The following is a 13,196-nucleotide window of genomic DNA, read 5'->3' as shown; positions in this document are numbered from 1 at the left end:
CTCTGAGCCTTTTGGGGGACGGAGGCGGCCTCGCGCCGTCGGGAGACGGACGAATCATGATGTGGCCAGGCGGCGTCCCCGTTATGAGGGGTGCCCCTTTAATGCGCGCTGGCCGGCCATGCGTCCAGTGCCGGATGGCCCGGTTGGCGGCGTAGCGTCATGGTTCCTGTGCATGGAACCACGCGAAGTGGCTAGATCACGTCGCCTTCGGACGGCATCGTCTGAATGCGACGTGATCGATTCCCAGAGTTTAGAGCATTGCTCCAGCGAAAAACCGGTACCCACTTTTTCGCGCGATGCCCTCGATCTCGTCGCATTCGGACGGTTCCGTCCGAATACGAAAAACGTGATCGATTCCTAGAGTTTAGAGCATTGCTCCTGCGAAAAACCGGTACCCACTTTTTCGCGCAATGCTCTATTGCCGCGTCGCCGAGGGACCGAGATTGGGCGCAAGGTTCGGCGCAATGATCCGCACCGTGCGCTTCTCGCCGGTGACGCTCTTCGTCTCACTCTTCACCCCGTCGCCCTTGTCGAGAACCTTTTCGCCGATCGTGTCAGGCCCGACGCCGGCCGATTCCGTGCCCGCCGTCGGCGAGTTCTCGGAGGGCATGGGCTTTTCGTCGGCGACATCGGGAACGGCGGCCGGCTGCACGGTCGCAGGCGTCGCGCCCCGGCGCTTGGGGTCGACCCTGGGTCGCGACAATTCGGCCGCGCGCTGCTCGGTGACGATGATGTCGCCCTTGCGTTTGTCGAGCAGATACTCGGCATCCTTCAGGGCTTGCACCCAGCTCTGGCCCTGGCCCCGGCAGGTGCAGGCGGCGTCGAAGCTGCGCTGGTATTTTCCGGCGTTCGCCAGCGAGGTATAGGGCTGGCCGGTGCTGCGGGAGACGGAGTTCTGGATATCGCCGCCACCCGTCATGCCGAAGGCGGTGGTTTCCGCGCCGGGGCACAGGGCCTGGCACATCTCGTCGGCGTTGCCGGCATTATTGGCGAGCGGGAAGAAGAAGCCGTCGCAGCTGCGCACGCAGACGGTGTAGGCGCCGCCCATGCGCGGCTTCTCGGGCTCCAGCGGCTGCTCGGGCTGGAGCTCCGGCAGTGTCGTGTCGATCTCGCCCCGGCGCGGTTCGATCCCGAAAATGGTCTCGAAGAAGCCGCGCTGCTGCGGCCGGCAGTTATTGTCGATCGCCGCAGCGAGTTGGGCCCGGCGCTGTTCGCTACCGCCGCCCTCGGCCTGGCGCTGAGCCGCGCCATATTGCGCCTGCAACTGGCCGATCTGCGAGCGCAGCAGGCCGCATTGCGGCGGCGGCCCCTCGCCGAAGAAGGAGAAGCTGCGGTCGCAGCCCATGCTGCGGTACTGGCTGGTCACCTGCGCAAGCTGGGCGCCGGCGCGCTGCGCGGCCTGGGCGGCACGCGGATCGCCGCCGCGCTGACCCTGCAGGCCGGCGAGCTCGGAGCGCCAGGCATTGCATGCCGGCGATTGCGCGAAAGCCGCGCCACCCAGGCTCGCCAGCGCCACCAGCACGGCGCCGAAGCGTCGGAAAAACGGAACTGTCATCGCGGATCGGGCCACATCACCTGTTTTGCTGGTCCAGGCGCTTGCCGCGCCGATTGCTCACGCGCGAGAACACCTGCCAAACGCGACGGAACTAAGGACGGTACCTGCGGCGACCTGGCGCGGATTCGCCCGGAGCCGCAGTTGCACCCGCATGCCATATTTGCCTCTGGGCGGCAATCGGGTGCGGTTTGAGACGCCGCTACGCGGCTTTTCAGAGGCTGGCCCGAAATGGAGCCAAAGATTTCAATGGCTCTGTCCAGACCACCTACGCGCCGTCATTCCGGGCGTAGCCCCCGGGTCCGATCTTCGATCGGCCCAAGGACAGGCTCTGCGGAGACCCGGAATCCATCGTAGAGCCAAGCCGGTCAAAGGATTGGCCCTACGATGGATTCCGGATCAGCGCCGCGAGAGCCGGATGATTTCAGATGGAATCACAAAGTGATCCCCTCTGAAATCTGAATCCGCCTCTCATCTAAAGAGTGAGAGCAGGATCGATCGCGAAAAACCGGTTCCCACTTTTTCGCATCCTGCTCTTGCGCGGCTTGTCCGGAATGACGGCGCGGGGGGAAGCGATCGGAAGCCCCTGAGATCGCTCAGTTCATTTAGGTCAACCTCTCAGGATGGGGGCTCAAGTCTCAAACGGTGTCTCAGGTCTCGTCGCCGCGATAGCCGCCGGCGAGATGGCGGCCGCGTTCGGTCAGGGTCGAGAGCACGCGCTCGAACACTTTCAATTCTTCGGGAGCGATGCCTTCGGTCCAGCGCGCCTGCAAGGCGAGCGCCAGCGGCACGATCTGGCCGTAGATTCGCACGCCCGCCGCGGTCAGCGCCACGAAGGACTCGCGCCGGTCCTGCCGGTTCTCGGCGCGCGAGACCAGGCCGCGCTTCTCCAGCTCGGTGACGGCGCGCGAGACCTTGGTCTTGTGCATCTCGGCGAGTTCGCCGATGTCGCGCGAGGTCAGCTTGCCGAACTCGCCGAGCTGCGCGATCACCCGCCATTGCGGGATGTCGATGCCGAAATGCTCGCCGATGATCCGCCCGAGCGCCCGGCTGCCGAGGAGGCCGACGACGTTCAGCCGGTAGGGCAGGAATTGCTCCAGCCGGAGCAGGGGGGCGGTGGCGGAAGAGGGATTGTTCGTCGACATCGATTTTACGTCCGGCGGCTTCAGCTTGCACGGCATGATGCGGGCTCATGGCCCCGGAGCATAGGCCCCCGTGCAGGTGAGGTGGGTGATCACCTTTTGCCCCGCCTTGTACAAGATCCCGGAGCGGCCGCTCGGTCGCTGCTGGGCTTGCAGCCTCCCTGCGTTTGGAGTTGTCTCTCCGGCCAGGAGCATAAGGAGGGCGTTGTGGCGGTACGAGCGAAGGCGCCGACCAGGCGGGCTCGTTCCGGCAGCGGACTTGCCGTGCGGCGCAAGCCGAAGAAGTCTCTCGACGCAGCGGAGATGATGCAGCGCTGGGCTCGCCATTGGTTGCGCAGCTGCCGCGACATGCCCAAGCGCGCCCTTCGCCTGATCGATGATGCGCAGGCCGAGCCCGAGCAGCAGGTCCATGCGTTCCGACGCCTGATGAAGGCATGGCGTTCCCTGCTCAAGCTCGCGCCGGACTCGCTGGCCGATGAGGCTGGGATGGTGCGCACCGAGATCAGGGCGCTGCGCCGGGATTTCGGCGCCGCGCGTGACGCCGTCGTCCTGGCCAGGACCCTCGAGGACGCGCTGGGGAAGAGCCTCTTCGAGCGTCTGCCGAAACCGCAGCGCGAGGCCGGGTCGCCGGCAGTGCCGTCCGATCTACGACAGCGACTGGAGGCTGCTCGCATCAAGCTGGGCCGGCTCTCCGTCGAGATGGCCCGCTGGTCGGTGGCGGGGGAGGGCGGCGCTTTTCTGCTGAAGGGCTTCGAACGCTCCTGTCGGAAAACACGTCGGCGCCTGCATCGCGATCCGCTCCGGATGAGTTTGAAACGCCTGCACGCGTCGCGGACGGCGATCGTCGATCTCGGCTATCAGCTCCAGTTCTTTCGCCCGGCCGAGGCGGGGGAGTTTGCGTTGAGGGGCAAACTGGCAGAGCGCCTGCGTTCGCAGCTCGGCGCTGTCGTCGATCTCGATCTGGCCCAAAGACATCTGATCACGCTGATGCGGGCCGGCCTCAGGGCCAAGGCTGAGCACAGGAGGGCTGAGCATAAGAAGGCTGGGCATAAGAAGGCCGAACACAGAATCGCCCGGCGCATCGTCAAGCGGCGCGGAAAGGCGGCGCGGCTGGCGCGCCGTTTACTCGATGAACGGCCCAAGACCCTGCGCATCCGCCTGGGCGAGATGATGGCGATCCGGGAGCCGCGCCGGGTCAAGCTGAGCTGACCCGGTGCACCCTACGGTCTCGCGCTGGAGGTCGACGCTGTGCCTCAGCGCGCCCGCAGCCGGTTCATGAACGAATCGTAGGACAACTCCGCCACCTGCCACCAGAGCAGATTCTCGCCGCGGAAGGCGACCAGGGACTCGTAGCCCTTCTTGAAGTCCGGGCTCTTGGCCGAGGTCTCGGCGTAGTATTCCTCGGCGGCCTTGAGCGCTGCCTCCATCACCGGCATCGGGAACGCCTTCAGCTGCGCGCCTTGCGCCACCAAACGGCGCAGGCCGCCGGGGTTCACAAAGTCGTATTTCGCCAGCATCCAGTTATTGGCCGCCTCGCAGGCGTTCTGGACGATCGCCTGATAATGCTTGGGCAGCTTGGCCCAGGCCTCCTTGCCGATGATCAGGTGCAGCATCGCGCCGCCCTCCCACCAGCCGGGGTAGTAATAATATTTCGCGACCCGGATGAAGCCGAGCTTCTCATCGTCATAGGGGCCGACGAACTCGGCCGCATCGATCGTGCCGCGCTCCAGCGCCGGATAGACGTCGCCGGGCGCGATCTGGGTCGGAACCACGCCGAGCTTGGCCAGCACCGCTCCGCCCATGCCGCCGATGCGGAATTTCAGGCCCTTGAGGTCATCGAGCCCGGTCAGCTCCTTGCGGAAGAAACCGCCCATCTGGCAGCCGGAATTGCCGCAGGGGATCGAATAGGCATTGAAGCGGTCGAGCACGCCGTTGACGACCTGCTCGCCGCCGCCGAAATACCACCAGCTATGCTGCTGGCGCGCGTTCAGCCCGAAGGGAATGCCGGTGCCTAAGCCCAGCGTCGGATCCTTGCCGATGTAGAAATAGGTCGGCGAATGCGCGCATTCGACCGTGCCGGAGGAGACCGCGTCGAGCGCCTGCAGGCCGGGCACGATCTCGCCGGGCGCAAAGACCTGGATCTCGAACTTGCCGTCCGTGGCGTCGCTGACGAATTTCGAGAACTGCTGGGCGGTGCCGTAAATCGTGTCGAGCGACTTCGGAAAACTCGACGTCAACCGCCATTTCACCTCGGGAGCCGACTGCGCGATCGCGGGCATCGCGACCGGGGTCGCGGCGGCGGCGAGAACTCCTGTTTTCAAAAAGTCGCGACGTTTCATATGGTCACCTCCCAAAAAGCTTGTTGCGCTCTTTCTGGCGCGTCCGGGGAGGAATGAAAAGACATGAAACTCGCGTCGCTTATGCACGGCCGGGATGGCCGACTCGTCGTAGTCTCGAAAGACCTCACCCGGGCCACCGATGCCTTCCCCGTCGTGCCGACCCTGCAGGGCGCGCTCGACGATTGGGATCGCTACGCGCCGCGCCTCACCGATCTGGCGGAGACGCTGGAGCATGGCTCGGTCCCGTCCTTCCGCTTCCATGAGCATGATTGCGCGGCCCCGCTGCCGCGTGCCTATCAGTGGCTCGATGCCTCGGCTTATGTGAACCATGTCGAACTGGTCCGGAAGGCGCGCGGCGCCGAGATGCCGGAGAGCTTCTGGACCGACCCCTTGATGTATCAGGGCGGCAGCGATTCCAATCTCGGGCCGCGCCAGGCGGTCCGCGCCCGCAGCGAGGTCGACGGCATCGATTTCGAGGCCGAGATCGCGGTCATCACCGGCGACGTGCCGATGGGCGTCTCGCCCGCCCAGGCGCTGGGTTACATCCGCCTGGTCATGCTTGCAAACGACGTGAGCCTGCGGAATCAGGTTGCGAACGAATTGGCGAAAGGCTTTGGATTCGTTCAGTCAAAGCCGCCGACCGCCTTTTCTCCGGTCGCCGTGACGCCGGACGAATTGGGCGCAAGCTGGGCCGGCGGCAAGCTGCACCTGCCGCTGCTGACGCAGCTCAACGGCAAGCCCTTCGGCCGACCTGAGGCCGGCATCGACATGACCTTCGATTTCGGCGCGCTGATCGCCCATGCGGCGCGCACCCGCCCGCTCGCGGCCGGCACAATCATCGGCTCGGGCACGGTCTCGAACCGCGGCACCGAGGGCGGCCCGGGCAAGCCTTTGGCGGAGGGCGGCCTCGGCTATGCCTGCATCGCCGAGCAGCGCATGGTCGAGACGATCGCGCACGGCGCGCCGACGACGCCGTTCCTGCGCTTCGGCGACAGCATCCGCATCGAGATGAAGACCTCAGCCGGTCACTCGATCTTCGGCGCGATCGAACAGGAGATCCTGCCTCACGCAGAATGAGGGGCTGGGCCAACTCGCCGGTCGAGGGAAATGCGCCTCAGGCGGCGTGCGGCTGGACGGCTGAATAGTCCTGCTGCGTCTCGGCCTTGGAGAGGTCGTGCGCGGCCTGAAGATTGAGCCAGAAGCGCGGATCGGTCTGGAAATAGCGCCCCAGCCGGATCGCGGTATCGGCCGAGACGTCCCGGCGCTCGCGCAGCAACTCGCTGACGCGGTTGCCGGGAACGCCGAGCGCCTTCGCCAATTGCCTTGCGCTCATGCCGAGCGGGGCGAGGTATTCCTCACGCAGGATCTCGCCGGGATGGGTGCGGATGCGTGGCATCGCTAGCTCCTCAATGATAATCGACGATCTCGACCGCCGCCGGCCCCTCTGCGATCCAGCGGAAGCAGATGCGCCATTGGTCGTTGATCCGGATGCTCCACTGGCCGCGGCGGTTGCCTTTCAGCGCCTCCAGGCGATTGCCCGGAGGTGAGCGCAAATCGCCCAGCGCCACTGCCGCGTCGAGCATGTCGAGCTTGCGCCGCGCGACGGACTCGATAGAGCGCCATTGCGCGGCGCTGACGCCGTCCCGGAACAGGCGTTCGGTCTCGCGGTTCGCGAAGCTCTGGATCACGCTTCAGTCTATGATACGTATCGCGTATCGGTCAATGGCGATGCTTCGTCCTGTCTGGGCTTGGCTCGCGAAGCGCCTTCAGAACCAAATGAAATCGGGGCCGCCTCCGAAAACCGGTTTCCAGGTTTCGGCTTGATGTTCTAGGCTTCGTTCGCAACCCGCTTGCCGCGAGAGTTCTGCCTGCCATGATCGAATCCGTGCCGCTCTACCCGACCACCATCCCGCTGGCCTTCTTCGTCTGGGGGCCGGCGCTGGTGATGCTGCTGTATTGGCTGGTCGGCGCCTGGGCGAGCCGGCAAGGCGTGGCGCGCCTGCTCGAGAGCGACTGGAACGGCTTCACCGTGGCCGATGTCGAGAAGCTCTTCGCCGCCTATGGCGACGAGCGCCGCGCGAAATACCGCAACCGCGTATTGCCGGCCGACGTCGCCGTCGCCTTCGTCTATACAATCGTTGGCGCGGTCATCATGGCCGGGCTGTGCATGCGCGGGCAGCCCTGCTGGGTCGCGGCGCTGTGCGGCGGCGGCTGGCTGCTCGGCGGGCTCTGCGACGTCGCCGAGAATTTTGGCATTGCGCGCCTGCTCGACAAATATCCCAAGCTCGAGACCGGCGATGTCGCCTTCGCGAGCAGGACCACGCAATTGAAGCTGGTGCTGTTCTCGCTCGGCATCATCGGCGCGCTCGTGGCGGCTTATCTGGCGTTCAAGCCGCTGGCGGCGTGAAGCGGCTCCCGCCAATCTTCGCGGGACAGGCGGAAACTCGCGCCGGGCACCGGCGGATCGCCAATCAGCACGGCCGATGCAGCGGCGAGGCGCGTGAAGCCGAGTTTGTGTGCGAGACGGCAGGAGGCCTCGTTCTGCGGATGGGTCAGGATCGCGACGGCGGGCAGGGCCAGCGTCTCGATGCCATGGTCAACCAGCCTGGCCGAAGCCTCGAAGGCGTAGCCCTTGCCCCAGTGTCGCGTCCCGAAGCGGTAGCTGAGTTGCGGATCATCACCGTCTTCCGCGCCCGGGATCAGGCCGACATAGCCCAGGAAAGCATCTTCGTCGGCACGTGCGAAGACGCTCCAATGCCCCAGCCCGAGTGCGACATGGCTGAAGCTTCGCGCCGCGACGCCATCCCGGCTCATGGCCGGCGAGCCCAGCGGCGCGATGTGACGCATGACCTGCGGGTCCGCATTGAGCAACGCGATCTGGTCGAGGTCCTCCGTCGCTCGCGGACGCAGGATCAGGCGTTCGGTTTCCAGGACGGGAAGCGTGGCCGGCATGCAGCTGTCTCGGTTCAGGGGCTGGCGCTGTCGGCCCCGCCGCCCCATATCGCGGTTGATGCCGGTTGGGAACGGCTGGGGAGAACGAGAATGCAGGTCCGCCATCATGTCTTCGCCGTCCTGGCCGCGTTCGCTGTCGCAGGAGGCCTGGCCGCTCCGGCCTCCGCGCAGGAAGACCTGATCTTCCGCAAGTCGACCGTCTGGAAGATGCTGACGCCCGACGACAAGCTCGCGGTCTACGGCGTCGATGATCCGGTCGTCGAGGGCGTCGCCTGCCACTATACCGTGCCCGAGAAGGGCGGCGTCGCCGGCATGTTCGGCGTCGCCGAGCAGGTCTCGGACATCTCGCTCGCCTGCCGGCAGATCGGCCCGATCAAGTTCAAGGACAAGTCCGAGCAGGGCGATGTCGTCTTCCGCGAGCGCCGCTCGCTGATCTGGAAGAAGATGCAGATCGTGCGCGGCTGCGACGCCAAGCGCAACGTATTGATCTACATGGTCTATACCGACAAGCTGATCGAGGGCTCCCCGCAGAATTCGACCTCGACCGTGCCGATCATGCCCTGGGGCGGGACCGGCGAGATTACGAAATGTGCGGACTGGGTGAAGTGAGGGGCGAGCCTTGTCGCCGCGTCGCCGTCGCTTCATTCTTCAAGCGCTGAGCCCATCAACCGGATGCCCGGTGTTGGAGGCCCAGTTTTCGCTGGACGCGATCGCGCCACTGTTCGCTTTGTTGGGCGAAGAAGGTGGCGACGAACTCGCCCGCATATATGAACTCGATGCGACCGATCTTCGGAGCCTGTCGGCTCTGACCGGATTTCAGTTTCCGGGCGATGTCGGGCCGGTCCAACTGAGACCCTGGCATGCGCTTCGGAATGTGCCCTACCTCATACACACCGAATTCGAGCTGGCTCTCATGCTGGAGGGCCGCAAGCCACTGGCCGTGTTCGAAGACGCATACCCGTGTGATTGGTTCGCGACGATGATTGCGCGTTTTGATCCATTCGTCAGGGATGGGCGCTTTGTGAGGCGCGTGCTCGATAAACCGCTCTCGGCTCCGGTGGCTGCTTCCATTGGTGCGAGCGTCGAAGGGATGCGATCTGTCTATGTCGCGTTGCCGGGGCAGGAATGGCGCATCGATGCCTATATCGAGATGTGGCAGAGCGCCAAAAAATCGGGGTGGAGCGAAGCGTCGGAGCGCCGGCAGGGGGAACTGCTTGGTTACACGGATTGGCAGTGCGATTGGTGGGCGAAGAACAGGCTAGGCAGCCTCAGCCGCAGACGATGACCAGCGGCTGCTCGGGCTCGGCCGTCACGGTCGCCTTGGCGAGCGTGCCGGTGAAATCCTCGCGATCGGCTACGCCGAAGCTGGTCGCCATCTTGAAGCCCTTGGCCTCGCACCAGGCATTGGCGACGATCTTGCCGCATTCGGATTTGGACGAGATGCAGTCGGCGACGCCGTAGCCGTCGCTGGCTGGGATCAGGAAGGTGCGCTGGTCGCTGGCTGCCGCGACAGTCTTGGTCGAGGGCAGGATCGACAGGGACAGGCCCGCGCCGATGATTCCGAAGAGGCCGACAAGAGCGATGGCGCGGCGCATTTCAGATATTCCTCGTGACCCGATCGGGCGCTCAACCCTCAAATCGTGAGGATGGTTCCAACCGGTTAAATTTGGATGAACTCGCGCAAGCCATGGTGCGGCGCAACAAGTGGGGCGCCCTCTTGACGCAAAGCCCGCATGCAGGCAATCAGTTTTTCATGACGCGAGCCGCCAACCCGATTTGCATTATTTGCCGCTAGCTTTCGCTGGCCGGCTGCTCACGTCCTCGTCCTGAAACGGAAAGACAGACAGCGCCCCGGCCAGCGGCCAGGATATGCTCGTCTCCATGCCTTCCGCCGTTTCGCCAGGACACTCTCCGATGTCGCCGACCTTGAGGCTCTACAACACGCTGACGCGGACGAAGGAGGATTTCGCTCCGATCGATCCCGATAATGTGCGCATCTATGTCTGCGGCCCGACGGTCTATGACTACGCCCATATCGGCAATGCCCGCCCGGTCATCGTCTTCGACGTGCTCTACCGGCTGCTGCGGCATCTCTATGGCGCCGATCACGTCACCTATGCCCGCAACCTCACCGACGTCGACGACAAGATCAACGCGCGCGCCGCCCGCGACTATCCCGGCCTGCCGCTGAACCAGGCGATCGCGAAGGTCACGCAAGGCACCACAGTGCAGTTTCATGCCGATATCGGCGCGCTCGGCAACCTGCCGCCCGACGCGGAGCCGCGCGCCACCGACCATATCGAGGAGATGAAGGCGATCATCGAGCGCCTGATCGCGCGCGGCGTCGCCTATGTCGCGGAAGAGCATGTGCTGTTCCATGTGCCCGCCGTCGAGCATCTCAAGGCTGCGCCGAAATACGGCTCTCTGGCGCGCCGGCCGCTCGACGAGATGATCGCCGGGGCGCGCGTTGATGTCGCCCCGTACAAGCGCGACCCGATGGATTTCGTGCTGTGGAAGCCGAGCCGCGAGGGCGTCGATCCCGGCTGGCCATCGCCGGCGGGGATCAAGACGCCGGGCCGTCCCGGCTGGCATATCGAATGCTCGGCGATGTCGATGGCAAAACTGCTGTCGCCCTTCGGCGGCGGCTTGGCTTGCGACGATCCGGCCAAGAACGTCTTCGACATCCATGGCGGCGGCATCGATCTCGTCTTCCCGCATCATGAGAACGAGATTGCCCAATCCTGCTGCGCCTTTGGCGGCGCCGACGGGGCAGGGCGCATGGCCAATATCTGGATGCATAACGGCTTCCTGCAGGTCGAGGGCGAGAAGATGTCGAAATCGCTCGGCAACTTCGTCACCATCAACGAATTGCTGGAGACCGAGGTCTTTGGCGGGCGAAAATGGCCGGGCGAAGTGCTGCGCCTTGCCATGCTGAAGACGCATTACCGCCAGCCGATCGACTGGACGGTGAAGGCGCTGGAGGAGGCGGAGAAGACGCTAGTGCGTTGGCGGAATCGGCTAAAATTGGCCCCCAGCTACGATGGGCAGGCTGCAGATATCGACAGTCAGATTAGTGATGCACTGTCTGACGATCTGAACGTTTCAGCGGCCGTGGCGCGTATTCACAAACTGATGAACGCGGGCCATTGGGCCGAGGCTGATGACGAACCGGATACGGGCTTCGCTTGGGATGATCCCGAATCTGGTTTTCTGTCCGAAGAACAGGTTTTGAATAACAAGCGACGTGCGGTTTCGGCGTTGCTTCTTCTGGGTATTGATTTGCGCAGCGACGAAGCAAGTCTCACTCAGGAGCAGGAAACCCAGATCGCCGCTCGCCTCGAAGCCCGCCGCGCCAAGAATTTCGCCGAATCCGACCGCATTCGCGATGCGCTTCTGGCGCAAGGCATCCAGCTCAAGGACGGCAAGGACCCCGCCACCGGCGAGCCGACGACGACATGGGACGTGAAACGATGAACCGCGCCGACACCCCGAAGATCCGCCCTGCCGGCGCTTTGTCCGTTGCCATGAAGCTCGTCATGCTCGCCATGGTGATGCCGCGCGTGCTGCGCTTCAAACTGAGGCGGGGGCGATGAGCGCTGCCCGCATCCACCTCTTCGACACCACTTTGCGCGACGGTGCGCAGACGACCGGCGTCGATTTCTCGCTCGACGACAAGCGCAGCGTCGCCGCCATGCTCGACAAGCTCGGCATCGACTATGTCGAGGGTGGTTATCCCGGCGCCAATCCGCTGGATACGGCGTTCTTCGCGCAGAAACCGACTACGCAGGCCAAATTCGCCGCCTTCGGCATGACCAAACGCGCCGGCCGCTCGGCCGCCAATGATCCCGGCATCGCAGCGCTGCTGGAAGCCAAGGCCGACGCGATCGTCTTCGTCGCCAAGGCCTGGGACTACCATGTCCATGTCGCGCTCGAGATCCCGCTCGAAGACAACCTCATCGGTATTCGTGAGAGCGTCGAAGCCGCCAGGGCCGCCGGCCGCGAGGTGATGCTCGATTGCGAGCACTTCTTCGACGGCTACAAGGCCAATCCCGAATATGCGCTCGCCTGCGCCCGCGCGGCCTATGAGGCCGGGGCGCGCTGGGTCGTGCTCTGCGACACCAATGGCGGCACGCTGCCCGACGAGATCGGGGCAATCGTCGCCGCGGTGACGAAAACCATTCCCGGCGACCATCTCGGCATCCACGCCCATGATGATTGCGGCTGCGCGGTGGCCAATTCGCTGGCCGCTGTCGAGGCCGGTGCGCGCCAGATCCAGGGCACGTTGAACGGGCTCGGCGAGCGTTGCGGCAATGCCAATCTGGTGACGCTGATCGGCGCGCTGAAGCTCAAGGAGCGCTATCGCGAGCGCTTCGCCATCGGTGTCGACGCGGCGCAACTCGGCGAGCTCACCCATGTCTCGCGCGCGCTCGACGAGATGCTGAACCGGGCGCCCAACCGCCACGCGCCCTTCGTCGGAGCCTCCGCCTTCACCACCAAGGCCGGCATCCATGCCTCGGCCGTGCTGAAGGACCCGCGCACCTATGAGCACGTTCCGCCCGAGGCGACCGGCAATCTGCGCAAGGTCCTGATTTCGGACCAGGGCGGGAAGTCCAACCTCGTCGCCGAGCTGGAGCGCATCGGCGTGACGCTCGGCCGCGACGATCCGCGCCTCGGCCGCGTGCTCGACGAGGTCAAGGAGAAGGAGGCCCAAGGCTATGCTTTCGAGGGCGCAGACGCTTCCTTCTTCCTGCTCGCCAAGCGCATCATGGGCGAATTGCCGGCCTATTTCGAGATCGAGCGCTTCACCGCCAATGTCGAGCGCCGCCACAATGCGCTGGGCGAGCTCGTTACCTTCTCCGAGGCGATCGTGAAGGTGAAGGTCGGCGAGGAGGTGCTGATCTCGGTCGCCGAGAGCGCGCTCGGCCCGGTCAACGCGCTCGACCTGGCGCTGCGCAAGGATCTCGGCCGCTATCAGTCATTGATCGAGGGCCTGCGCCTCGTCGATTACAAGGTCCGGGTCTTCCAGGGCGGCACCGACGCGGTCACCCGGGTGCTGATCGAGTCGGCCGACGAGACCGGCGCGCGCTGGACCACGGTCGGCGTCAGCGCCAACATCATCGACGCCTCGTTCCAGGCGCTGGTGGATTCGATCACCTACAAGCTGATGCGCGAGGGCGCGACGGCGTAGAAGCCGAATGGGGTGGAAGCGCT

Annotated in this window: 15 protein-coding genes; 8 read left to right on the top strand and 7 right to left on the bottom strand. The window is 65.0% G+C overall.

Annotated features, from left to right (window positions below):
• Window positions 1–415: 415 nt before the first annotated feature.
• Together RMR04_RS18660 and RMR04_RS18655 are read right to left on the bottom strand one after the other, a co-directional pair.
• A complete protein-coding gene (locus tag RMR04_RS18660) occupies window positions 416–1,555 on the bottom strand; it encodes a DUF2865 domain-containing protein (RefSeq protein WP_311909825.1) in 1,140 nt (379 codons plus the stop codon).
• Window positions 1,556–2,202: 647 nt separating this feature from the next.
• Window positions 2,203–2,697, bottom strand: coding sequence for a MarR family winged helix-turn-helix transcriptional regulator (locus tag RMR04_RS18655; protein WP_311909824.1), 495 nt, complete (start codon window positions 2,695–2,697; stop codon window positions 2,203–2,205).
• 261 nt (window positions 2,698–2,958) lie between these two features.
• Here RMR04_RS18655 and RMR04_RS18650 point away from each other — a divergent pair, with 261 nt between their 5' ends.
• Complete coding sequence (locus RMR04_RS18650) at window positions 2,959–3,903, top strand: CHAD domain-containing protein (RefSeq protein ID WP_311909823.1); 945 nt, start codon at window positions 2,959–2,961, stop codon at window positions 3,901–3,903.
• Between the two features lie 44 nt (window positions 3,904–3,947).
• Here the strand turns inward: RMR04_RS18650 and RMR04_RS18645 are convergent, their stop codons facing one another.
• The gene (locus RMR04_RS18645; RefSeq protein WP_311909822.1) at window positions 3,948–5,033 is read right to left on the bottom strand and encodes a TRAP transporter substrate-binding protein; all 1,086 of its coding nucleotides are present in this window, start codon (window positions 5,031–5,033) and stop codon (window positions 3,948–3,950) included.
• A 63-nt stretch (window positions 5,034–5,096) separates the two neighbouring features.
• On the opposite strand from RMR04_RS18645, the gene RMR04_RS18640 reads away from it, so the two are divergent.
• Window positions 5,097–6,110 carry a fumarylacetoacetate hydrolase family protein gene (locus RMR04_RS18640; RefSeq protein WP_311909821.1) on the top strand — a complete coding sequence of 338 codons (1,014 nt, stop codon included), beginning with the start codon at window positions 5,097–5,099 and terminating at the stop codon, window positions 6,108–6,110.
• 37 nt (window positions 6,111–6,147) lie between these two features.
• Here RMR04_RS18640 and RMR04_RS18635 read toward each other — a convergent pair whose 3' ends face one another.
• Both RMR04_RS18635 and RMR04_RS18630 read right to left on the bottom strand, forming a co-directional pair.
• Entirely contained in the window at window positions 6,148–6,429 is a 282-nt protein-coding gene (locus tag RMR04_RS18635; protein ID WP_310160283.1) for a HigA family addiction module antitoxin, read from the bottom strand.
• 10 nt (window positions 6,430–6,439) lie between these two features.
• Window positions 6,440–6,721: a type II toxin-antitoxin system RelE/ParE family toxin gene (locus RMR04_RS18630; RefSeq protein ID WP_311909820.1), complete on the bottom strand. Its 282-nt coding sequence runs from the start codon at window positions 6,719–6,721 to the stop codon at window positions 6,440–6,442.
• A gap of 185 nt (window positions 6,722–6,906) precedes the next feature.
• On the opposite strand from RMR04_RS18630, the gene RMR04_RS18625 reads away from it, so the two are divergent.
• Window positions 6,907–7,440, top strand: a complete 534-nt coding sequence (locus RMR04_RS18625) for a hypothetical protein (protein ID WP_311909819.1) — start codon at window positions 6,907–6,909, stop codon at window positions 7,438–7,440.
• Here the strand turns inward: RMR04_RS18625 and RMR04_RS18620 are convergent.
• Window positions 7,410–7,985 (bottom strand): GNAT family N-acetyltransferase, encoded by a 576-nt coding sequence (locus RMR04_RS18620; RefSeq protein ID WP_311909818.1) that lies wholly within the window; start codon window positions 7,983–7,985, stop codon window positions 7,410–7,412. The genes RMR04_RS18625 and RMR04_RS18620 overlap by 31 nt on opposite strands.
• Window positions 7,986–8,075: 90 nt before the next feature.
• Here RMR04_RS18620 and RMR04_RS18615 point away from each other — a divergent pair, with 90 nt between their 5' ends.
• Together RMR04_RS18615 and RMR04_RS18610 are read left to right on the top strand one after the other, a co-directional pair.
• Window positions 8,076–8,594: a CreA family protein gene (locus RMR04_RS18615; RefSeq protein ID WP_311909817.1), complete on the top strand. Its 519-nt coding sequence runs from the start codon at window positions 8,076–8,078 to the stop codon at window positions 8,592–8,594.
• Between the two features lie 10 nt (window positions 8,595–8,604).
• Complete coding sequence (locus RMR04_RS18610; RefSeq protein ID WP_311909816.1) at window positions 8,605–9,270, top strand: hypothetical protein; 666 nt, start codon at window positions 8,605–8,607, stop codon at window positions 9,268–9,270.
• On the opposite strand, the gene RMR04_RS18605 is transcribed toward RMR04_RS18610, so the two are convergent.
• A complete protein-coding gene (locus RMR04_RS18605; protein ID WP_311909815.1) occupies window positions 9,254–9,580 on the bottom strand; it encodes a hypothetical protein in 327 nt (108 codons plus the stop codon). The two genes, RMR04_RS18610 and RMR04_RS18605, sit on opposite strands and share 17 nt — an antisense overlap.
• 319 nt (window positions 9,581–9,899) lie before the next feature.
• Here RMR04_RS18605 and cysS point away from each other — a divergent pair, with 319 nt between their 5' ends.
• The 3 genes from cysS to cimA are packed head-to-tail and all read left to right on the top strand — an operon-like array spanning window position 9,900 to window position 13,173.
• Entirely contained in the window at window positions 9,900–11,459 is a 1,560-nt protein-coding gene (gene cysS, locus RMR04_RS18600) for a cysteine--tRNA ligase (protein WP_311909814.1), read from the top strand.
• Complete coding sequence (locus tag RMR04_RS18595) at window positions 11,456–11,578, top strand: hypothetical protein (protein ID WP_280141780.1); 123 nt, start codon at window positions 11,456–11,458, stop codon at window positions 11,576–11,578. The genes cysS and RMR04_RS18595 overlap by 4 nt, the downstream gene beginning before the upstream one ends.
• Entirely contained in the window at window positions 11,575–13,173 is a 1,599-nt protein-coding gene (gene cimA, locus RMR04_RS18590) for a citramalate synthase (protein ID WP_311909813.1), read from the top strand. The genes RMR04_RS18595 and cimA overlap by 4 nt, the downstream gene beginning before the upstream one ends.
• The last annotated feature ends 23 nt before the right edge of the window (window positions 13,174–13,196 follow it).

It is taken from the genome of Bosea sp. 685, assembly GCF_031884435.1.
GTDB lineage: Bacteria > Pseudomonadota > Alphaproteobacteria > Rhizobiales > Beijerinckiaceae > Allobosea.
The sequence above is the reverse complement of the archived record's forward strand: the minus strand, read 5'-3'. Positions and strand labels throughout refer to the sequence as shown.